Below are 20,678 nucleotides of genomic sequence, written 5' to 3'. Positions count from 1 at the left end.
GAAGTTGATCAAAATAAATTTACGTCGTGCTGTAAGTTGGCAATTCGGCACTTTCTCGGTGTTTGGTTGAACAATTTCTTAAACGCTTGAACAAACGCAGAGTCAGAAGCGTACCCCAACTCGATAGCAATTTCCTGTATGCTCTTTTGCGACCCTAACAATTGCAAAGATAAAACTAACCTCACATTTTGTCTCCACCGTGAAAATGATTGAGAAAACTCTCTTGAGCACAATCGCGACAAAGTGCGCTCAGAAGCGCCCACTTTTGTTGCCCACTCCTTTAACGTAAATGGTAAATCCGGTTGTTCTTTAAGCTGTAAGAAAATGGATAAAAGGCGTTTATCGGTAGGTATGAGTAGGGGTATTTCATAACGGTTTGCAATCGTGATTTGATCCCGCAATACCGTTAGCAAATGTGTGATATTGGACTCTGCTTGAGTGAGCGTCTCGTTTTCAAATAGAAGCAGTATTAATGCTTTAATAAATGGCGTTACCAGGCAGGATTTTGGTTCGTCTCCATACTGAACATATTTGTCGGGATTAAGGTAAATCGCCAAAAATTGTGTATCTGTAATCGCTATGGATTTATGCACTGTATTTGCGGGTATGTAGAGCATACCATTGTGAGGAACAATCCCGCTTTTATCGCCGATACTCGATTGTAATAGCCCCTGCAAAGGAAACACAATTTGATGCCACGAATGTGAATGGAAGTCATCAATATAGCCAGAAGCCATATTAATCGTTTTAGTTACGATTTGTTTATCAGAAGAACCTTTGATGAGATCATTAGCTTGCATCTTGGCGGCTTATCAACATTAAACGTCTGTTAGTATAAATTACGCCATCCGAATTTAATATACCATCTATGGCCTATCGTTAATTAAAAGGCAAAAAGATGCATATTCACTTTATCGTTCATGAACATTTTGAAGCGCCCGGTGCCTATGAATCGTGGGCAAATAAACGCGACCATACCATTACCTACTCGCGAGTTTATCAAGGCGAATCTCTCCCAAAAAATATCGAAGACTTAGATTTTTTGATTGTAATGGGAGGACCTCAAGATCCGGCAACAACTATTGAGCAATGCCCACACTTCGATGCAAAAGGTGAACAAGAAGTCATCTTGAACTCGATTACCGCCGGAAAAGTTGTGCTTGGCATATGCCTAGGGTCGCAACTCATTGGTGAAGCGTTAGGTGCAGCATTTGAGCCTAGCCCTGAACGTGAAATAGGAAAATATCCGATAACCTTGACGGAAGCCGGGATGACACGCCCACTATTTAGTCATTTTGGAAAAGTGTTGGATGTCGGACATTGGCATAATGATATGCCGGGGCTCACCAATGGCTCACAAGTGATTGCATATAGCGAAGGGTGCCCAAGGCAAATTGTCGCCTACAGAGATCTAGTATACGGTTTTCAGTGCCATATGGAATTTACCAAAGATATTGTCGCATCACTGATTGAAAATGACGACCTCAGTGACGCGTTACAGTATCGATTTGTAGATGAGCCAGAGGTTTTACTGAACCATAACTATGACGAAATGAACCAAAAACTGCACGACTTTTTAGACAAGTTAGAAAGCTTTTATAAATCAGATAAATGAGTGTTCATCATACTATTATACTTATAAAAATATAATTGCTTATTAAGGCTAATTTAGGTGTAATGAGCACATAATAAACGCTGAGCGATGCAGGGAAGCTTAATTAATAATAGATTAGCTGTTCAAACTAGCAAAGAGCGCTAAAACCTCCAAAAAGCCTATTTTTTCTAAGCAAGCCATAGCATAAACGACACCAGCTCTGTCACACCGAGCAGGTGGCGGCTTAGTCTAACAAGCTATTATGCAACACAAACTACATGTCGCATAAATACTAAAATGTTATACAACTACGGATAGCCCAGAGTATGCCCAATCCATTTATTCCTGAATCGTTTAAGCCTCCGACGTTTTTTGATAGTGAAAATTTTCACTTCAGAGTTCTTGGAGAAGAAGTTGCTGAGTTAGACTTTGAAGCAGTAATGTCCAGTCAAAAAAGGCTACAAGGAATATTTGGCCCTGAAACTGAGTGGCCTAAAGTTAATATGACCCTCGAAGATAATATAGAAAGCTTAAAGATTCATAAACAAGAATTTGAATCAAGGGATGCTTTTGCATATTCCATATTTAACAATTCAAAGGAAAAATGCCTAGGCTCTGTTTATATAGATCCAAGCCGTTCACTAAATTATGACTGCGAAGTCTACTTGTGGATTCGAGATGATAGTATTGCGTTAGAAAAAATACTTTATCAAACTGTCTTAAACTGGCTTCGAACAGTGTGGCCGTTCTCAAAAATAGCATTACCGGGCAAGTCGATTTCATGGAAAGATTGGACTCATGAGTCAAAAGTTGTATGACAAAACATGTCATACCATTTGCTGAACTAATCGCCCACCAACACTAAGTTTACTTATTTTTTTTGGGGATTTAGCTATACCAAGATGAAGCCATTATTTAGATTCCTAATATTGTTCGAAGTTATCCTATGTTTTGGGCCAGCTACTATTATGCTGGCTATGAGTTTCATATTCGTACCTGCAATTTTCTTCAGTCCTACTCCGTTTGAGCCTGAAGCAATGTTTTATCTATTGCCTACTATTGGCGGGTGCTTAGGGCTTATAGCACTCATATGTTTAGTTTTGCATTTGTTTAACCCTACACAAGTCTATATTGCACCAGCAAAAATGCGGCTATTTATAATGTCGGGTATTGCTGCAATAATCTTAACCTGTACCTTATTGAGCTCTAACGAATACGGCTTGATTTTCTATTTACTACCAATTTTAGCCACTGTACATGTAGTGTATCTTGGCCGAACATATGTATTCAGGTATAGCTAACAAAATAAAGAATAACACAGATACCCACCACAATTTGCATCTATGCTATAGTCGGTATCTGCCATCAATCGTTAGTGTCTACACTTGTGTAAAGGTAAGCCGACTCTTGTCGCGAGGTAAAATACCGATTAAATTGCTATGAATTATCAATTTGATTTGTAGTTGGCATGCCAAACCTATTATCCATTCGCTCTTACAGTGCAAACCCGGTTTCCCACTCGCATGAGTTCAATCAAGTTGTTTTGCCATTGCGAGGAGTCATTAACATACAAGTTGGCAATTTTAGTGGTAAGGTCTCGCCGCGAGAGTGCGTAGTTATTCGTGCCAATGAGAAGCATTTGTTTGCGGCAGAGCGCCAGGCACGGTTTATTGTTGCTGATATGCGCTGTCTACCCAACAATCTTATTTCATCGCAACAGGTTGTTTTTGAGATAAATAAGCCTCTGCTAACCTATCTACTTTTTATTGAGAGTCAATTAGAAAATCAAATTAACCCACTCATTGAGCAGTCAATGTATGAAACATTTTACGTATTGTTAGAAAGCCAGCACTTGCTCCCTAAACTGGATGCTAGAGTTAACAATGTGCTGCTTTACATTACTGAAAACATTGCCGAACCACTAAATATTACGACACTGGCTGAAGTCGCTTATTTAAGCCCTACTCAATTTAAAAAAGTATTTAAAGCGCAATTGGGCGCAACTGTGCTTGAGCATATAACACAACTTAGAATGGAAAAAGCGCAAGCATTACTGACACATACAGACTACTCACTACAGATAGTTGGCGAGAAAGTTGGTTATAAAGATTTATCGACATTTAGCCGTAAATTCAAACAGTATTTTGGCTTGTCTCCCAAAAATTTCAAAAGTTAATGTCTGCCCAAATTGATAAGCATTCCGTCCGAATAGTCAAAAACAGACCCATTTAATAACATATTATCTAACTCTCAAATGATGATCTGTAAGGTAATTATGTTACTTAGTTCTGAAACTATTAAAGGCATTTTAGCTGTTGTTATTGCCAGTTTACTTTGGGGAACAACAGGTACTGCTGCAAGCTTATCAAGCGATGTAAGTCCACTAGCAATAGGCGCATTTTCGATGGGCGTTGGTGGCTTAATGATGGCACTGACCAACATTCGCAGTCTATTCGTAAACTATCGGCTGCTTATCAAACGAAAGAGTCTATTTGCTATTGGCACTTTATCAGTTGCAATATACCCTCTGGCATTTTATTCCTCCATGTATTTGTCTGGCGTTGCAATCGGTACTATTGTATCAATAGCTACTGCGCCTATATTTGCAGCCGTTCTAGAGCGTCTCTTTAATCAAAAACCATTCTCAAAAAAATGGAGCATAAGTTGTACATTTGGTGTGATTGGTGTCATTTTGCTAACGACCGCTAAAGAGCCTACATCTGACGAAACATCTAATTTATTTCTAAATACTTTAGGAATTATATTAGGATGTATCGCTGGATTAACTTACGCGTGCTATTCGTGGGTCGCAAGATCCTTTATAGAAAAAGGCATTGACTCCAAAACCGCCATATCGGGGCTGTTCGGAGGAGCAGCAATTCTGCTGTTACCTTCTCTATTATTTACAGGTGAAAATTTGTTTTTAAACGTCACCAATAGCGCAATTTCACTCTATATGGCAATTGTTCCTATGTTTCTGGGATATTTATTATTTGCATATGGCTTAACATTTATTGAAGCAAGCAATGCAACACTGATAACTTTGCTAGAACCTTTAATGGCAACAGTATTGGCAGTTTTGCTGCTGGGAGAAAGTTTTAAATTAATAGCTTGGGTGGGCGCACTATTAGTTTTACTTTGCTTGATTGTTCAATCCATTAATCTGACAAAAATTAACATTAGCTTCAGCCTTCAAAGCCGCACTGAGCGATAAAATGGTCTTGAAGCTGCTATTTTTATAAATTCGAATGATTACAATCAGCATACCTCATAATATTCTGATAGGCGGCTTCGAGTTTCAAATAGTAAAAGGCACACAAAATGAGAATATTGGTAACAGGCTCTGCTGGGCGAGTCGGGCGTGCTATTTACATCAAATTGAAGAATAACACTGACACCCACTATAATTTCCACCTATGTTATGGTGGGTGTCCGCGATTTAATTTATGCGGTTAATTGGCATATTCAATTTGGATGCAGCAGTGACTATAGCAGAGCAAACGAGTTAGCAGCCAAGACAGCAGCTTAAAATCTGTTAGTTAACCTGCTTAATTTCTCAGGGTAGTAGCTCAGTTCAACAATCGATCATGCTACACAAACTACGTGTCGCATAAATACTAAAATGTTATTTGTAAAATCAGTGAGGGAGCATGGAGCAAATACTAGGGCCTGTTGACCTTTGCTGTTTGATTTTTGTTCTTCTGAGTGTGTTTTGGTCGCGACGCTCGACTTGCCGCCTAGTAATCTAGGCAAAAGTTGAGCAACAATGAACAAAGCGCACTCAGATGAACCCAAAGGGCAGCGCTTGATTAGCATTTCTACTGTGTTATCGCCAGACTTACATAGAATGACTATGCTACGCTGGCTCTGCCTTGTATAAATACCAATCAAACTGCTGCAAAAACAAACTTGAAAGACCAACAGGCCCTAATAATAACCGGTGTATCAATATTCGGTGTGCTGGGCACTATTCACTTGGTGTATACGTTTTCCACTGAAAAATTTAATCCTTATGATATTTCCGCAGCCGAAGCTATGAAGCGTACATCGCCACAGCTTACGAAAGAAACAACAATTTGGCGAGCTTGGATAGGCTTTAATGCTAGTCACAGCCTGGGGCTATGTTGTTGGCAGCTATTTATATTCCTTTGGCAATCAATAATTTTGAAGTTATCGAAAACTCTCTTTGGTTTTCATTGCTACCCGTAGTTGTAAGTGCATCATATTTAATATTGGCAAAAAAATACTGGTTCAAAATTCCGTTTGTTGGCTTTCTTATCTCTTTAGTCTGTTTCTTGTTCTCTGCATGGTTAATCCACACATAACAAACCGCTCAAATACGCTCAGGCAACAAAAATGTGGCCTACACAGACCCGATCCCGCCTGACGTTTACCTAGATGACATTATATTCCGCCCAACTTTAAACCCGCTTCTCGTCGGCATGCGGCCAATAAACTTTCTATCGAATCTTGGCTCTGAAGTGTTCTAGCTATAGCGACTGCGCCAATCATCATTGCGGTTACCGAAAAAATATCTTGTTCGTCACAGTCGCAATAACTACTCGCATAATTCATAATTGCGGTATTCATCCCGTAATAAACATCGGCATAAGCTGCTTTTGTTGCCTTATCCTGCATATTGATATCTGTAGCCAGGAACGCTAACGGACAAGACAAAGTGCGATCTCCCTTTACATGCTCCAAGCTTAAATATGTATTTAGCAACAGAGACAACCACTGTTTGTTGGATATCCCCTCCGGCTTAAGGTTGGCTAGTTTAGTACTGCTCGCTCTAAATTTTAATGCTTCACTGTAAAGCTCAGCTTTACTTTTGAAATGCGCATAAAAAGCACCTCGGGTGAGCCCGCAATTGTTCATCAAACCGTCAATCGTAACACCTTCAAAGCCTTTCATTGCAAATAGCCTGAAAGAACTTTCAAGGATTCTTTCGCGGGTAGAATTTTTGTGTTTCTCTGTATAGGGCATTGGTATTAGTTTTTATACGTTTATATATGTTCTTTATCATATATAAAAAACACCCTAGGATGAAACCTCATCTTTGGCAGAAACTAAATAACCTGAGGTTTAGATAAGAAATGAGCTAACTCTATTTTTAAAGTCACATTAAATTGTTTCTTCATCTAGTCAGAGCGTTTTGGGGATAACTCCGCGCTCGCGTCCTGCTATCGCGCTGGTACCTACACCCTTGTAGGCAAGGCGAATTTACGCAGTTAGCGCTAAAACTGGCTGCTAGAAAGGCTTTAATTATCCGAAGCTCAGGTTAAATATGAATATTTAACTTCTCATACTACGTTAGGCATCAATCAGTTCGGAGGTAACATGGAAAAGCATATTGGAAATTGTAGTTGCGGTGACATTGAGTTTAGCTTTGTTAACAAACCAATAAATTCACTTTTTTGCTATTGCAAAGCGTGCCAAGCCCTTACAGGCTCAGACAAATGGTTTGGTCTTTGGGTGTCTAAAGATAATTTTAAATTTACAAAGGGGGCACCATTAGCCTACACACGTGTTGGTAATTCTGGTAAAGACGTAAATTATCAATTTTGTGGTACTTGCAGCACTGTTTTATGTGCAGAAATAACTGTAGGTAATTTTTATTCGGTATCTGCAACATCACTAAAAGACAACAAGTACACCCCCAAAATGTCAATCTACGTATCTTCAGCTCCAGCATGGGCAATATTCCCGAACGATGTACCAAAATTTGACATTCTTCCACCAGGAATGAGGGTCTAACAGCCTCATAAGGCTATCAAGCTCATGCAACTGCAGCACTGGACGGCCAACAAGTTGGCCGCCGTTTATAGCAGCATTAGTTCCATCAACGGAAAAATAGCTCTATTGAACACAGGCACCCACCACAATTCGCATCTATATTATGATGGGTGTCTGCTATTCGCTTATTGGCTCTGTCTGCCACCCACTTCGTTTATATAAAAACAACAACTTAAACAGTATTTAAATATTTAAAAATACTTTACCCATCGCGCTGATGTTTTTCGTTTATAACCTGCAAACCATTTACATAATGGGTATAAAAGCACGCTTAAAAACATTGCGAATAGCCATATCTGCCAAACATGATAAAAGCCAAAATATGCAGTTTGACTGCTACCATAGTGCTGATTCGTACCAAATAGCCATTGTGCCAATATACTAAGGACAAGTAGCGCGTATAGGTGCGTAATGTAGAAAAACATTGGCGCTGACCCTAACACTCGAACCGGCTCCAATACTCTGAGCGCATTAGTCTCTAAAAACGCTAACACGAATGCACCAACTCCCAAGGTAAGTAAAATAAAATCGAGAGACGGCGGATATTTAGTAAAGTTAAAAAAGTCCATCGTGGTAAGAAGTGTTGTTGCCTGTTGAGACCAATCAAGTGTTTCTCCGTATAGATTTAACCCTCTTAAAATCACTAAACCCGCTAACAGAGCTGTCCCACTTTGCAATAAAATGGTTTTACGTGCTTGCGATGACACTGAGCCTGAAAATAAAGGCCCTACCGCATAGCCACACAAGATAACGCCAATCCAAGGTAAAACCGGATAAGACGCTTTTACGTTAACAACAGCATCTGCGACTAAATAACCTCGGTCATGCAGAATCGTCCAAACGGTATAACCTATTTCATTCGGTGCAAACTCGATGGGCGACAATAAATTATGACCAGCGACAATACTTACACCCAATATTGCTATCACGCTGCGGGGTAAAGCGACCATCAGTGCCAATACCACCATACTCACACCAATCGCCCAAATAACTTGTAAGTACAGTGTTTGATACGCGCCAAACCAAGAAAAATTAACCAGTGTCATTTCAAGTAAAATTAAAAATAGGCCACGCTTTAAAAGAAATGATTGGGCCGACCGCTTCGCACCGTTTGCGGGGTTTTCATACAACCAAGCCGATAAACCTGTCAAAAAGACAAAAATAGGCGCACAAAAATGGGCGCTTAAACGAGTAAAATACAGATCTGGACTCGTGGTATGAATGTCCATTGGATCAAGAACTGGTACATGCAAGAAAAACCGCTCTCTCACATGGTCAACCAACATAAATAACATCACGATGCCACGCAGTATATCGATAGAAGACAACCGTGTTTTACTGTTTTGAAGATTATTCATTACATTCTTTCTCGTGTTAAAAACGAAAAAACAGCCCAAGTAAAATGACTCAGACTGTTACTCTTTCGACAAGCTGATGACTTAGAATATGCTAAGACTTTACGCTCGTATTAGGGATCAAAACTGATACTTCACACTTGCGCTGTATGTTGTAGGTGATCCCGGCATGGTCCATAGTTTGTGATAGGAGTTTTCAAAATAAGTCTTATCAAACAGGTTGTTGATGTCCAGTTTCACACTTACCTTGTCATTTAATTCGACCGAGGCCGATAAATTAACTAGCGTATAGGATGGCAAAATGAAGTTTGCGTCTGTTGTTTCGCCCAGACGATCACCCACATAATTCACGGTTGCCCCAAGATAGGATTCTTTTCCTAAAAAAGTGGTGTAATGCTTTAGTGAAACATGACCAATTTGATCTGCAATATTGATCAAACGTGAGCCCTTGGAAATAGGCACGCCCCAGTCTGCATTAATCACATCATTTGCGGTTTTTGCGTCGGTATAAGTATAAGCAAGCGCGAGTACAGTCTCGTCGGTTAACTCAGTCGTTAATTGAAATTCAATACCTTGGCTTTCTACTTCGCCCAAGGTTGCCGATAGGCCTGTGTCAGGTTCAGCGGTAAGCATATTGGTTTTTTGCGCATCAAAAAGTGCAATGCTACCCGAGAAACGATCCGCAACACCTTGCCATTTAGCGCCAATCTCAAAAGATTTAGTTTCTTCTGGTTCAAACGCATTACGATTAGAATCTAAACCTGGGTTTGGCCTAAACCCTTCTGCGTAACTTGTGTACAGATTAACTTTGTCATTCGCGTTATAAATAAAACCCAAGCGTGGCGTAAACTCGGTTTGCTCTTGGCTTTGCGCTTCATCACTACGAAGGTTAAGAATGTCTTGCTCAAATTTATCAACACGGACACCCACTAATACTTTCGAGTTTTCGGTCAATTCGATCAAGTTTTGGGCATAAATACCTAGACCTTTTTGGCTTTCTTCGGTCAACGTTTTTAATACAGGCTCTGGTTGTGTTTGCGTGTAGTCTGGGTTCTTTGGGTTAATGCTATAGGTGGTATCACCCGACCCCCATGCCGTACGCCATACTTTATAGTCAGTATCAATGTCAAAATTATAGTGATCAACGCCCACTAGAATGTTGTGCTTTACACTGCCAAATTCAATTTCACCACTGAGTTCAATACGCGCAGAAACATCCAAAGCTTCGTAGTCTCGAGCACGTCTTTGACGAGAAAGTAGGCTCGCGTCTGTGTATATCAGCTGTCGACCATCCGATAATTCGGTATCTGAAGATACACCTTTAAATGAAGAATCTCGATAAGCAAACCCAGTGAGTATGTGCCAATCATCGCTTAACCTATGGTTTAACACTAACTGATGACCTAGGGCTTCAACTTGGTGCGCACCATCACGAATATCACCGTAAAAAGCGTCCGTGTTAACGTCATCAAAGTCATTATTTAGAATATACACACCTCTATCCAACGGCTTTTTCTGATCGAGTACTTCCATTTCATAGCTCAGACTCGTGTCATCAGAAATATTCCACAGTATCGACGGCGATAAGTGCACGCTCTTGATTGAAACATGGCTTCTATGTGTGTCTGAATCTTCATATGCGCCATTTAGTCGATAAGCAGTTTCTTTGGTAGCTGAGTTTGTGTAATCAAATTCAAACTGTTTTTTACTGTAATTACCAAACGTTGCTTGAATATAACCTTGCTCTTCGAACTGAGGCTTTTTGGTAATGATATTGATAGTGCCACCGGGCTCCCCTTGCCCATATAACGCAGAGCCTGGACCTTTCATGACTTCAATGCTTTCGATATTGGCTGTACTTCTATTGCCGTTGTAGCCTCGAGAATTAAAGCCATTGACAAGATAGCCTGATGGATTATTTTCATCGCCCGAGAAACCACGGATAGCAAAGCTATCAAACATGCCTCCAGAGTTATTTTGCCTAACAACACTCGGTGTGAGTTCTAACGCTTCCATAAAGCGAGTAATACTTTCGCTTTCAAGCAGTTCTGAACTAATGGTATCGACTGCTTGAGGCGTTTGAACTAAAGGTACATTACCACGATAGGGCTGCCGAACCTGTTTAATCTCTATACGTTCGATTTCCCCACTTGGGCTATGATTTGAAGCTGATTCTTGCGCAGTGGTGCCATTAGCCACCAAAATGAGGGAGAGTAGTAATTTTTTGTTCACTGGTATCTCTATTTTCTGGAATGCAAAATTTGATACAATATAACATACTATGCCGTATTGTTGTTATTTGATAAATTGTCAATCGGCGCTTTTTTTGTGTATTTGGTCGAAAGCTCTCTTGTTTGAGATTGTTTGCTTCTGAAGCTGAGCTGTACTTATCTGAATTAGCTCTGAGCGGTGTGATTAACGAGGGATATTAACGCTATAAGTGCCTAGTAGTTTTGCATATTCATACTCGTACTGAGTATTTATTCTCCAGTACACATGAACTTTATACGTTAATTTAGTCGGATAGGTTAAAAAATTACAGTTTTCTCGGGCCACATTACCCTGTCAAAATAGTAAACTTTTCGACTATATCCTTATCAATCTCCTTGATCAGGGTATGTGACAAACCTAAATTTTTGGCTTGATTGCGAAACGAGCGAGTTATTTCGAAGATTTCTTCAACCATCACCATAATCGCTTTCTTTGAAGATAACCCAGACTGAGCTGCTAACTGGTCTAGCGCGCGCTTTGGCGTTCGGCCATTCCCGCCAAATGCCGTCATATGCTCTTTGTAAGGGCTGGGGCTATAAACAATGTCGTAGAAAGGCGATAGTGTCCAGTTATCGGTGTCACTGGCAAGAAAGCTAAAATTCTTACTGTGATCATCTTGGTTAACCGTTAGGTAATTAAAAATGTAGCGCTTAATAAGCTTTTGAAACTCAGTAACACTGCACATGATACGCGTAACTTTAACTAGGCTGATTTAAGCATGTCGAAGCACATCCTCTATAGTTTTATATTCAGGCTCAGATAACTTTGTCAGCTCTTTCACTTTTTTCAAGTCACCGACAGTCTCATAAAGCATAAGAAACTGCCGCAATGAGATGTTACCAGATGACTCAAACTTTCGGATCGTAGCATAAGGCACACCAGAGAGATCGGCCATCTTCTGAACACTGAGTTTATCTTTTTTTCCGAGCGGATTTGATAAACTCTTTGAGTTCCATCTGCATATCATAAGATGATTTTTTTGCCATTATGATAGCAGAAACTAAAGCAAGACTGACATCCTTCGGATATAGAAAAAGAGGTAGTGAGGCATGTTTCCCAATGTGCCAACTATTGAGAAAAAGACAATAGAACTCTAGAGCATTAACAAAAGTTAACAGTGACCTCCACCGTTATTTGTTCGCGTTAAAACCTATTCACGTAATGACTTAAGCAATACAAATACTTTAACCCACCTCTTGGTTAAAACATTTTAAAAAAGCGAATTAAGATAGTTTTTCAGGTTTTTTATCGGTTAGCTCTCGAAGCAGTTGTGGCAACCACTCAGGCTTAAATTGCGCTGGATTTACCTGCGTCATTGCGTTAAGGCTCCACCACTGCCATTGTTGAATTGTATCTTTTTCTTCTTCAGTCCAACGTGCCGCAAAGACCTCGTCGTTACTTGAGCATCGAATAAGATAGTACTTTTCTTGCCAAACCGCAGGGATGGAGCGAGCAACTGCATAAATAGCTTCACGCTCTTTCACTACGGGGCCTATTTCTTGCTCCAACCCTGTTTCTTCATAGAGCTCTCTAGCAGCGGCATCTAGGTAAGTCTCGTTGCCTTGTAATTCGCCACCAGGCGTTGCCCAGAAAGCTTCATGGTGATGTTCATCCTGATACTGAAATAGCAGTAACTCTTGCTTTTCATTGACGATAATTAGTCTTGCACATTGTCTTTCTTTCATTATGTCTTCCTAGTACCTAGCGAGTAAAAATGAAAAAAGCCCTATGAACAGGGCTTTGCTACTAACAGGGTAAACTTATCACGCCGCAACCTGTCCTTTGTGGATCAATCGCTCACAGAGGGCTTGCCACTCGCTAGTTTGCTTTTTGCCTTCAATGCGGCGGCCAAATAGCGTTAATACCGTTTCGCGATTGGCATCAAAAAACTCAATAGAGGTAACCACCGTATTGCCGTTATCCGTGGGTTTTCTGACCACGAATGCGCGGGTCAAATCGTCTGCTTTTATATGCAGGTTAAACTCAGGATCTAAGACGTTAAACCAAGGGCCAACTTGCTTGAGGTTTTCAACCTTCCCAGAGAAGATCTGTACCGCACCTGGGTTGCCAACGAATACCATAATCTCTTGCTTAAACGTTTTTGCTTGTTGAAATATATCAGCAAGTTCAAAGCTCTGTAGCTCAAAGCTCCATGGTGAGCCGACGAGCTCAAGGGCCTGCAAGCGTTCAAGGTTGTATGTCTCTAAAAGCTTTGGAAAATGGTGCACATCCTCAAGCTCACTCCACTGACTCCTAAAGTTATCTAATTGCTCAGCGCTAGGCGAGGTAATTACAGGCTCCACAAGTTCAAATGGCTTCACGCTAAAAGAGCGCTGTGATGTTAGTTGATAGCGCGCTTTAATATTCACCAGTTCATTAAAGTCCGACTCAGCCGTGGTATAAACCTTATGTACCGCACGGCCATTTTCATCAAAAAACTGCAAGCTCGTATGACTTTCAGTTTCAACTAAAAATACGCTTTGCCAACGATACAAAAATAGCCGTAAGTCGATACCACTAGGATTAATCGCTATACCACTTAGTTTGCCATTATTGTCTGAAACATAGAGCTTTTCGTATAACCCTTTAATTTCATTGACCACGCTGCCGTTACGCGTCAACGCCATCACTTTACCGAGCTTTTTCAGGCTCTTGAGGATATCGGCAAGCTGCGTTTCATCTAAGCGCGTTACTGTGGCAGTCACCGCTTCTTCAAGTTGGGCATTCAATAATTCGGCCTCACTCACGCCCAGTTGCATTGCAGCATCAACGGGCCGTGTCCTTGGTTCACCCGCTAACAAGGTTTTATAGTCTTGAATTAATTGCTTCATGATCTCTCCTTAAAAACGCCAGCTGATCTGGGTTTTAATGTTGCGGCCAAAACCGTAATCGCCTATTCCACCACCGGTACCAGCCATCAGTTTGTATTCTTTGTTAAAAACATTATCGACAGCAACTCTTAGATTAAAGGCAGCATTAATATCCCAACTCGCATATAAATCAGTCAGGGTGTAGCTTTTTTGTGTTTGCGTTGAGTATTGCCTTGTTGCACTGTCCATCACCTGCACATCACGATCGCCACGCCTGACTATTTGCGTACCAACTTGAACGGCTTGATCAAATAACGAGGCACCTAAATCTAAAGCCATTTTGTCTGCAGGCAAATACCATAAAGGCTTGTTATCTTGATCTTTGCCGTCTATGTCACTGTAAGAAAAGTTGCTGTAAAAGCGTGGTGTTGCAAAGTTTACTTCCAGCTCAATGCCATCTCTATCATTGCTAGCGCGATTAGCATAACGTGGTGCAGGTACGGGGTTGGTCACATTACTGGTGACCGACGTGATTTCATCGTCTACCGAGATATCAAAGTAGATAAAACGCGCAGTTAATGTGTCATTGTCAGTGAGTATGTTATTTGCCTGATAGGTCACGCCAACTTCGGTGTTATTGCTATATTCTACGTCTAACGCTAATCCTGGCTGTCTGCCACCGTATTGATCGTACAGCTCGTCAATGAGTGGCGCACGGAAACCTTCTTGGCGGTTTGCAAACACAGCCCACTGTGGTGTCAGTTGGTAATTTACACTCAAAGCACCCGCCCAATCACTGTGTGTCACTTTACTATCTAATGCTGCAAACGCCTGTTGAAATTTAGCTGTTGGTGAGGTGCTATAGCGTTCATAGCGAAGCCCTGCGATCACAGTAAGTTGCTGCCAAGTAAATTCATCTTGGATATACACACCGGAGCGCTTTTGCGTACCACCCGGTTGGGATGTCATCTCAGCGGTGGTTGGAGTCGGACCGTATTGCTCACAAGCATAGGTCTCGTAGTTAAGTTTTAAGCATGGTAATGCTGTCTTTTCACCAATACGCTCTTTGTCGGTATATTGCACACCATAGGTCAAAGTATGTGAGTCCAATACGCTGGTATTCATTACATCCAGAGTGGTGATGTTGTATTCATAGTTTGATTCAATACCGATGTAGTCCTCAAGCATGCCGACACCATCAGATTCAGCCACTTGACTGCTGGTATAACCGGCCTTAGCGCTGAGGTTCAGGTAGGGATTATTTGCAGGGTTTAGTTCATAACTCAGATTAGTAACGGACTGCTCTACCTCACGGTACACCGTCCCCCATGCGCCCGGATCTGTTGTATTAAACTCGGTTCGCTGATTATCTGTGGTCTCGGTGTAACTTGCCCCCACAATGGCATCATCACTTAAGAAATATTCGCCTTTTAACAGAACAGAACTGTTTTCGATTGCCGAGTTATCTAAAGTTTCATCGTTAGAAAGTTCCCAATCATCACTGTCGCGCTTTACCACACCAGCAAGCAAGTCGAGTGAATCATTCGGTCTTGCAAAAGCGATCACTGAGGCATTCTTCTGAGCGTTGTTGCTATCATAACCAAGTTTAATTTTAGCGCCAGCGACTTCACCATCCTGTAAAAAATCAGCGGCGTCTTTTAGCTCAAACTGAACAACACCACCGAGTGCACCACCGCCATGAAGTACGGTACTCGTGCCTCGTTTAATGCTTATCGAGCGATATAATTCAGGATCAGTGAACAGGCTACCCATGCGATATTTTTCAAAAGTTTGCAGCATGCCATCAATCGTCACCATCACGTCTTCCGCGTCACTAAAGCCACGAATATTGAATTTATGTCCTGTCGATCTTGGTCCACCACTGGCAGAAACATTAGGAATGGTATCTAAGGTCTCAAATACACTGCTATCTAATTTGCGCTCTATTTGCTCCGACGAAATAACATTCACTGCTTGTGCCGATTGCAATGCAGTTTTTGCGGTACGTGTTGCCGTTACAGTCACTGCATCTAAGTCTGTTTTTACCACTGTCGACTGATCTACATCCTCATTGGTAGAAGAGGCGGCTTGTACCCAGGTGGCAGAAGTGGCAAGCACGATGAAAAGGGTTAATTTAGATAAACGCATAAGAATACTCCGAGTGTCGTTATTTTTTACACGCACTTCAACTTTGCCCCTGATCTTCCCTAGTCCTGTCTTATCTAAACAGGCTCATCCAAGATGAAATGCGATTGTCGCGGCGCAATATAACACACACCAATCTAAATGGTAATTATTTTTATTAGCCTTTAACAATTAAGTTCGCTACTTGAATCTCGAGTGTACTAAGCTGTGCAAAAAGTGATATCAGTGCTTCACTGGGTACTTGTTTATCCACGGCAATATAAATCACCTCTGACTTGTCTAAATGACCAAGCGCTTGTATCAGCGTGTTTTCCGCGCTAAACGGCTGCTCGTCTAAGGCATAGGCTATTTGATCATGATTGAACATGACACTCACAATCTTAGGTGTTTTCTCCAGCACAACCTCGCCATTTTTTCCCGCTGTTGGTAAGTTGACCTCTAAGACGTTGAGTTTCACGGCCACACTAAGCAGCAGAAATACAAGGACGATAAAAAGTACATCGAGTAACGCGGTTAAATCAGCGCCTAGGTGCTGAGGTTTGGGTGTTGGCAGCTCAAGCATTATCTGCCTCCACCAAGGTAAATTGAGTATTCATATAAAGCACAAGCTCGCTTTGAAACCGCTCAACCATCGCTTGCAAAACGCCATAAATAAGTAGACATGGCATGGCTATCGCCAGTCCCGCCATGGTTGAGTACATGGCTTCCCATAATCCATCCGCTAATAACGCGGGTGTCACCGCTTGCTGAGTTTCGGCAATGGTTTTAAACATTAATACCAGCCCCCAGACAGTGCCAAAGAGTCCCATTAATGGGCTTAGCGTGCCGATAATGCTTAAGATCACTAACCGCTTACGCCACTCAAAAACATACCCTTGTAACCGCAAAGCGCCGACTGCTTTGCTACGAAAAAAATGGGGTTTACGCTTGATTTCAAGAACGGTAAACCAAGCGCGGCTGAGCACCCAAAGCCGCTCTATGATCACCGCAAGCGCAATAACCGACAAACATAAAAATGGCCATTGCATTGGGCCAAGTTGGGAAAACCAAGACTGCATCGTAGTAATACTCTCTAAGAAAGGGAAAATTTAATGGGTACGGTAAACAAGGCTTTTACCGCATTACCGTCACGAAAAACTGGATGAAACTGCCATTGCTCAACGTTCTTGCGAGCCGCAATGTCCAAAGATTGATGACCGCTACTTTTAACCAAAGTTAAATTCACAATCTCACCTTTTTGATCCAGCTCAATTTCAAAAATTGTCACGCCTTCAAGCCCTCTTCGCTTGGCACGCAGTGGGTAGCTAAGCGCAGGTCTTGGTGCTTTGAATAAAGGTAAAGCATCTAATTTAACAGGAGAGTCATCAGTACTATTTGCTTCACTGAGATGCCTCGCTGAGGCCATTTGCGTCACTTCTTGCTGCGACGTATTTTCTCGTGTTGAGGTAGGCTCCGTTGCTTCAATAGTTTTTTTATTCTCAGGCACTATGGCTTTATTAAGCTTTTTAGGTTGTGGCCGTTCATTGGCCTGTTGCTTAGGTTTAGGTACAGGATTGGCTTTCTGTTCTTGCTTCTGTGGTTTTTTAAGTAAGTGCGTGGTGCCATTAAAATCAGATGGCGCTTGCTCTGCTACCACTTTTTGAGGCGGCTCTTGGGAAGGTTGTGCCGCAAACGAAATCATGAGTGGCTTGGTGACTTTACTCACTTCATTTGCAGCAACGCCTGAGTGCCACACCAGCGCAGAGCTTGTAGGAAATAACCACCACAAACCATGCAGCAAAGCGGAGACAGTGATGCAGATAATTAATTTCATATTGATAAAAGCAAATGATAACTGTTACTATTCGCAATAAATACTAACAAGTTTGGATTTGTAATGAAAGCTCAAATTACGACACTGCTAACTTCTAGTTTGCTATTACTCACTTCTGTTCTACAACCTACCTATGCGGATCAAGGTGCCAAAAACATTGTGGTTTCTGGTGGCTCTATCACAGAGATTATTTATGCACTTGGCGAGGAAAATCGTATCGTTGGCGTGGACAGTACTAGCGTATTTCCTGTTGCTGCAACCGATAAACCACAAATCGGTTACGTAAGAAAAATCAACGTTGAAGGGATCCTTTCCCTTAATCCTGATTTATTACTCGGTGAAGCAGATACAGGCCCAGATAAGGTATTAAAACAGCTTCAAGACACCGGATTACCCACTTATATTTTCAGCGATAACGATAATCTTGCTGGCGTCGAAAAAAAAATAACAACAATCGCCGAGTTACTGGCAGTTAAAGATAAAGGCCAAGCACTAGTCGAGTATATTCAAGCCGACAGAAAAGCCTTAACGCATGTCCTAAAACAAGTGAACAACAAACCTAAGGTATTATTTGTTTTGAGCCTGCGTAGTGGCCAACCAATTGTTGCGGGTGCTGGAAATTCTGCAGATGAGGTTATCAACGCAGCTGGCGGCGTTAATGTTGCAGCACAGCATTTTGACGGTTGGAAGCCGCTCGCAACCGAAGCGGCCATCGCCATGGATCCAGATGTCATCATTAGTATGGGCCGCCATGGCGAGCAAAAAGCGATGGATTTAAGCCAAGTTCCCCACTTTAAGTTCTCAAACGCCGTTAAAAACAACAGGGTTTTACTAATTGATGGGACATATTTGCTTGGCATGGGCCCACGCACGCCACAAGCCGTGGTTGAGCTCTCGACCTTACTCCACCCAGACGCCACGCTGCCCAGGGGTTATCGATTTAGAGCAGCCCAGTCTGCATCAAAAAATGAGTCTCTGTAATGCTAGCACTTGAGCAATCTTTAATTCCCGCTGAAGTTGCCAGAAAATGGATGTTGTTGGGACTGATTATTGGCTGTATCGTGGTGAGCTTTATTGGCCTTACCAGCGGCGGAGTGAGCATTAGCTACAGTCGTCTGATGGATATTCTCTTTGCAGGTCAATCAAGCAACTTAGAACACGCGGTGATCTGGCAAATTAGATTTCCAAGATTAGTGCTCGCAATTGTGGTTGGTGCTGGACTTGGTGCATGCGGCGCCGCAATGCAAGCAATCTTTAGAAACCCGCTGGCAGATCCAGGGTTAATTGGGATCTCTAGTGGTGCCGCACTTGGCGCAATTAGTACTATCGTCTTAGGCTCTACGTTACTCAGTGGATTTGCTGATTATTATGGAATTTACGCCGTGCCAATCGGTGCTTTTCTCGGCTGTCTTGGTGTGTGTAGTTTAATCTACCGTTTATCCAGCCAAGGTAATCGTTTCACAATTGTCAGTTTGTTGTTAGCGGGTATTGCAGTAAACGCTATTGTTGGTGCGGTCATTGGAATACTAACGTTGATCAGCTCAGATCAACAGTTACGCGACCTAACCTTTTGGAGCATGGGATCACTTGCAGGCAATAGTTTCACAACTATCATCCCATCGCTGTGTTTAATGTTGGCTTGCTGCTTTGGTTTTAGCCGCTTAGCTCAACCGCTCAACCTCTATTTACTTGGCGAGCAACAAGCTAGACACCTCGGGGTCGATGTCGTGCGCCTAAAAAAGAAAGTGTTTGCCTATACCGCATTGTGCACCGGTGCAGCGGTTGCGCTAACTGGTATTATTGGATTCGTTGGCTTTATTGTTCCTCATATAGTGCGCTTATTAATCGGCCCAGATCACCGCTATTTGTTACCTGCTTCGATGTTGGGTGGGGCAATTTTACTGTGTTTGGCAGACTTACTCGCTCGCACACTCATTCTCCCATCTGAATTACCGATAGGCCTTATCACCAGCGCTTTAGGAGGCCCTTTTTTCCTGATCATGCTGGTAAAAACGTATCGTATAAAGGAGCTTTAGTATGTTAGAAGCGCATAACGTCAGTATCCAAGTGGGGCAAAAATTGTTGCTCAAAGACATTGATTTTTCAATCAACCCGGGGGAGTTTGCCGTTGTTCTTGGCCCCAACGGGGCAGGCAAGTCTACCCTACTCAAGGCGCTGTGCGGCGATATTTCTCTATCACAGGGCGATGTCACCTATCATCAACAACGGGTGCAAGACTTAAATGCCCTAGACCTTTCCCATATCCGCGCCGTACTCACACAGCAATATGATTGTGAGTTCCCATTTTGCGTGCAAGAGATAGTGGATATGTCGCACTATGTACATCAGCACAATTGTACACCAGACTCGCTTCGTGAATATTCACAGCAAGCAATGCAAACTTTATCAGTCGAGCATTTAGCAAAGCGGTGCTTTACTCAGCTATCAGGGGGAGAAAAGCAAAGGGTTCAGTTTGCGCGGGTGCTTTGCCAGTTGCTCCCCACTTTACATGCGCACAAACCCTGCTACCTGATGATTGACGAGCCTACCGCTAGCCTAGATTTATATCATCAGTATCAAGTCATGAAGCTAGCTCAGCAAATAGCTAAGCTGGGAGCGGGCGTAGTCGCAGTGGTACATGACTTAGCCCTCGCTGCAAGCTTTGCCGATAAGGTATATCTGCTGCAACAGGGCGAATTAGTTGCCACCGGATCCCCAGAGGAAGTACTCAGTAACGCTCAATTAATGAGTACCTATGGGATTGATGCAGAGATCACGCTTTCTGATATGTTTTTACCAACCCTGGGTGTTGCAAAGGTATTTGGACTTTCGGCAGAAAAATAACCTGCACTTAAACAGGCTGGCATACACCAGCCTGTTTAATCAGCTCGCTT

20 protein-coding genes are annotated in these 20,678 nt (G+C 42.1%); 8 read left to right on the top strand and 12 right to left on the bottom strand.

Annotation, left to right across the window (positions count from 1 at the left end; translation table 11 throughout):
- Positions 1 to 8: 8 nt before the first annotated feature.
- A complete protein-coding gene (locus tag EXT47_RS22340) occupies positions 9 to 800 on the bottom strand; it encodes an AraC family transcriptional regulator (RefSeq protein WP_130127624.1) in 792 nt (263 codons plus the stop codon).
- 98 nt (positions 801 to 898) lie between these two features.
- On the opposite strand from EXT47_RS22340, the gene EXT47_RS22335 reads away from it, so the two are divergent.
- From EXT47_RS22335 to EXT47_RS22320, 4 genes are all read left to right on the top strand, one after another.
- Entirely contained in the window at positions 899 to 1,615 is a 717-nt protein-coding gene (locus EXT47_RS22335; protein WP_130127623.1) for a type 1 glutamine amidotransferase, read from the top strand.
- 305 nt (positions 1,616 to 1,920) lie between these two features.
- A complete protein-coding gene (locus tag EXT47_RS22330) occupies positions 1,921 to 2,412 on the top strand; it encodes a hypothetical protein (RefSeq protein ID WP_130127622.1) in 492 nt (163 codons plus the stop codon).
- A 650-nt stretch (positions 2,413 to 3,062) separates the two neighbouring features.
- On the top strand, positions 3,063 to 3,770 hold the full coding sequence (locus EXT47_RS22325; protein ID WP_039496473.1) for an AraC family transcriptional regulator: 708 nt from the start codon (positions 3,063 to 3,065) through the stop codon (positions 3,768 to 3,770).
- A 99-nt stretch (positions 3,771 to 3,869) separates the two neighbouring features.
- A complete protein-coding gene (locus tag EXT47_RS22320; RefSeq protein WP_095728425.1) occupies positions 3,870 to 4,808 on the top strand; it encodes a DMT family transporter in 939 nt (312 codons plus the stop codon).
- A 371-nt stretch (positions 4,809 to 5,179) separates the two neighbouring features.
- Here EXT47_RS22320 and EXT47_RS24260 read toward each other — a convergent pair whose 3' ends face one another.
- Together EXT47_RS24260 and EXT47_RS22305 are read right to left on the bottom strand one after the other, a co-directional pair.
- Complete coding sequence (locus EXT47_RS24260; protein ID WP_084204322.1) at positions 5,180 to 5,410, bottom strand: hypothetical protein; 231 nt, start codon at positions 5,408 to 5,410, stop codon at positions 5,180 to 5,182.
- Positions 5,411 to 5,998: 588 nt separating this feature from the next.
- Entirely contained in the window at positions 5,999 to 6,580 is a 582-nt protein-coding gene (locus EXT47_RS22305) for a TetR/AcrR family transcriptional regulator (RefSeq protein ID WP_130127620.1), read from the bottom strand.
- Positions 6,581 to 6,934: 354 nt separating this feature from the next.
- Between EXT47_RS22305 and EXT47_RS22300 the strand changes: the two genes are divergently transcribed.
- On the top strand, positions 6,935 to 7,351 hold the full coding sequence (locus EXT47_RS22300; protein WP_039496468.1) for a GFA family protein: 417 nt from the start codon (positions 6,935 to 6,937) through the stop codon (positions 7,349 to 7,351).
- Between the two features lie 230 nt (positions 7,352 to 7,581).
- On the opposite strand, the gene EXT47_RS22295 is transcribed toward EXT47_RS22300, so the two are convergent.
- From EXT47_RS22295 to EXT47_RS22250, 9 genes are all read right to left on the bottom strand, one after another.
- The gene (locus EXT47_RS22295; protein WP_130127619.1) at positions 7,582 to 8,748 is read right to left on the bottom strand and encodes a DUF1624 domain-containing protein; all 1,167 of its coding nucleotides are present in this window, start codon (positions 8,746 to 8,748) and stop codon (positions 7,582 to 7,584) included.
- Between the two features lie 117 nt (positions 8,749 to 8,865).
- A complete protein-coding gene (locus EXT47_RS22290; protein WP_039496466.1) occupies positions 8,866 to 10,977 on the bottom strand; it encodes a TonB-dependent siderophore receptor in 2,112 nt (703 codons plus the stop codon).
- Between the two features lie 325 nt (positions 10,978 to 11,302).
- Positions 11,303 to 11,728 carry a HipA domain-containing protein gene (locus tag EXT47_RS22285; RefSeq protein WP_319016981.1) on the bottom strand — a complete coding sequence of 142 codons (426 nt, stop codon included), beginning with the start codon at positions 11,726 to 11,728 and terminating at the stop codon, positions 11,303 to 11,305.
- 511 nt (positions 11,729 to 12,239) lie between these two features.
- Positions 12,240 to 12,701, bottom strand: coding sequence for an NUDIX hydrolase (locus EXT47_RS22275; RefSeq protein WP_010370051.1), 462 nt, complete (start codon positions 12,699 to 12,701; stop codon positions 12,240 to 12,242).
- 78 nt (positions 12,702 to 12,779) lie between these two features.
- A complete protein-coding gene (locus EXT47_RS22270) occupies positions 12,780 to 13,847 on the bottom strand; it encodes a hemin-degrading factor (protein ID WP_039496465.1) in 1,068 nt (355 codons plus the stop codon).
- 9 nt (positions 13,848 to 13,856) lie between these two features.
- A complete protein-coding gene (locus EXT47_RS22265; RefSeq protein ID WP_130127618.1) occupies positions 13,857 to 15,974 on the bottom strand; it encodes a TonB-dependent receptor in 2,118 nt (705 codons plus the stop codon).
- A 154-nt stretch (positions 15,975 to 16,128) separates the two neighbouring features.
- Positions 16,129 to 16,533, bottom strand: coding sequence for a biopolymer transporter ExbD (locus EXT47_RS22260; RefSeq protein ID WP_130127617.1), 405 nt, complete (start codon positions 16,531 to 16,533; stop codon positions 16,129 to 16,131).
- Complete coding sequence (locus EXT47_RS22255) at positions 16,526 to 17,029, bottom strand: MotA/TolQ/ExbB proton channel family protein (protein WP_045963679.1); 504 nt, start codon at positions 17,027 to 17,029, stop codon at positions 16,526 to 16,528. Before EXT47_RS22255 ends, EXT47_RS22260 begins: the two co-directional genes overlap by 8 nt.
- Before the next feature lie 14 nt (positions 17,030 to 17,043).
- The gene (locus EXT47_RS22250; RefSeq protein ID WP_130127616.1) at positions 17,044 to 17,784 is read right to left on the bottom strand and encodes an energy transducer TonB; all 741 of its coding nucleotides are present in this window, start codon (positions 17,782 to 17,784) and stop codon (positions 17,044 to 17,046) included.
- Positions 17,785 to 17,847: 63 nt separating this feature from the next.
- On the opposite strand from EXT47_RS22250, the gene EXT47_RS22245 reads away from it, so the two are divergent.
- The 3 genes from EXT47_RS22245 to EXT47_RS22235 are packed head-to-tail and all read left to right on the top strand — an operon-like array spanning position 17,848 to position 20,628.
- Positions 17,848 to 18,765 (top strand): hemin ABC transporter substrate-binding protein, encoded by a 918-nt coding sequence (locus EXT47_RS22245; protein ID WP_130127615.1) that lies wholly within the window; start codon positions 17,848 to 17,850, stop codon positions 18,763 to 18,765.
- Complete coding sequence (locus tag EXT47_RS22240) at positions 18,765 to 19,820, top strand: iron ABC transporter permease (protein WP_039496456.1); 1,056 nt, start codon at positions 18,765 to 18,767, stop codon at positions 19,818 to 19,820. The genes EXT47_RS22245 and EXT47_RS22240 overlap by 1 nt, the downstream gene beginning before the upstream one ends.
- A 1-nt stretch (position 19,821) precedes the next feature.
- The gene (locus tag EXT47_RS22235; protein ID WP_130127614.1) at positions 19,822 to 20,628 is read left to right on the top strand and encodes a heme ABC transporter ATP-binding protein; all 807 of its coding nucleotides are present in this window, start codon (positions 19,822 to 19,824) and stop codon (positions 20,626 to 20,628) included.
- Positions 20,629 to 20,678 lie beyond the last annotated feature (50 nt).

Origin of the sequence: Pseudoalteromonas sp. CO342X (genome assembly GCF_004208915.1) — a bacterium.
GTDB lineage: Bacteria > Pseudomonadota > Gammaproteobacteria > Enterobacterales > Alteromonadaceae > Pseudoalteromonas > Pseudoalteromonas maricaloris.
The sequence above is the reverse complement of the archived record's forward strand: the minus strand, read 5'-3'. Positions and strand labels throughout refer to the sequence as shown.

What these genes read in the sequence shown, in the direction of transcription:
- EXT47_RS24260 (WP_084204322.1), bottom strand. Translation starts at nt 5,410, where the DNA reads ATGCTAATCAAGCGCTGCCCTTTGGGTTCATCTGAGTGCGCTTTGTTC.
- EXT47_RS22340 (WP_130127624.1), bottom strand. Translation starts at nt 800, where the DNA reads ATGCAAGCTAATGATCTCATCAAAGGTTCTTCTGATAAACAAATCGTA.
- EXT47_RS22330 (WP_130127622.1), top strand. Translation starts at nt 1,921, where the DNA reads ATGCCCAATCCATTTATTCCTGAATCGTTTAAGCCTCCGACGTTTTTT.
- EXT47_RS22325 (WP_039496473.1), top strand. Translation starts at nt 3,063, where the DNA reads ATGCCAAACCTATTATCCATTCGCTCTTACAGTGCAAACCCGGTTTCC.
- EXT47_RS22265 (WP_130127618.1), bottom strand. Translation starts at nt 15,974, where the DNA reads ATGCGTTTATCTAAATTAACCCTTTTCATCGTGCTTGCCACTTCTGCC.
- EXT47_RS22240 (WP_039496456.1), top strand. Translation starts at nt 18,765, where the DNA reads ATGCTAGCACTTGAGCAATCTTTAATTCCCGCTGAAGTTGCCAGAAAA.
- EXT47_RS22260 (WP_130127617.1), bottom strand. Translation starts at nt 16,533, where the DNA reads ATGCTTGAGCTGCCAACACCCAAACCTCAGCACCTAGGCGCTGATTTA.
- EXT47_RS22235 (WP_130127614.1), top strand. Translation starts at nt 19,822, where the DNA reads ATGTTAGAAGCGCATAACGTCAGTATCCAAGTGGGGCAAAAATTGTTG.
- EXT47_RS22295 (WP_130127619.1), bottom strand. Translation starts at nt 8,748, where the DNA reads ATGAATAATCTTCAAAACAGTAAAACACGGTTGTCTTCTATCGATATA.
- EXT47_RS22300 (WP_039496468.1), top strand. Translation starts at nt 6,935, where the DNA reads ATGGAAAAGCATATTGGAAATTGTAGTTGCGGTGACATTGAGTTTAGC.
- EXT47_RS22270 (WP_039496465.1), bottom strand. Translation starts at nt 13,847, where the DNA reads ATGAAGCAATTAATTCAAGACTATAAAACCTTGTTAGCGGGTGAACCA.
- EXT47_RS22245 (WP_130127615.1), top strand. Translation starts at nt 17,848, where the DNA reads ATGAAAGCTCAAATTACGACACTGCTAACTTCTAGTTTGCTATTACTC.
- EXT47_RS22305 (WP_130127620.1), bottom strand. Translation starts at nt 6,580, where the DNA reads ATGCCCTATACAGAGAAACACAAAAATTCTACCCGCGAAAGAATCCTT.
- EXT47_RS22335 (WP_130127623.1), top strand. Translation starts at nt 899, where the DNA reads ATGCATATTCACTTTATCGTTCATGAACATTTTGAAGCGCCCGGTGCC.
- EXT47_RS22250 (WP_130127616.1), bottom strand. Translation starts at nt 17,784, where the DNA reads ATGAAATTAATTATCTGCATCACTGTCTCCGCTTTGCTGCATGGTTTG.
- EXT47_RS22320 (WP_095728425.1), top strand. Translation starts at nt 3,870, where the DNA reads ATGTTACTTAGTTCTGAAACTATTAAAGGCATTTTAGCTGTTGTTATT.
- EXT47_RS22275 (WP_010370051.1), bottom strand. Translation starts at nt 12,701, where the DNA reads ATGAAAGAAAGACAATGTGCAAGACTAATTATCGTCAATGAAAAGCAA.
- EXT47_RS22255 (WP_045963679.1), bottom strand. Translation starts at nt 17,029, where the DNA reads ATGCAGTCTTGGTTTTCCCAACTTGGCCCAATGCAATGGCCATTTTTA.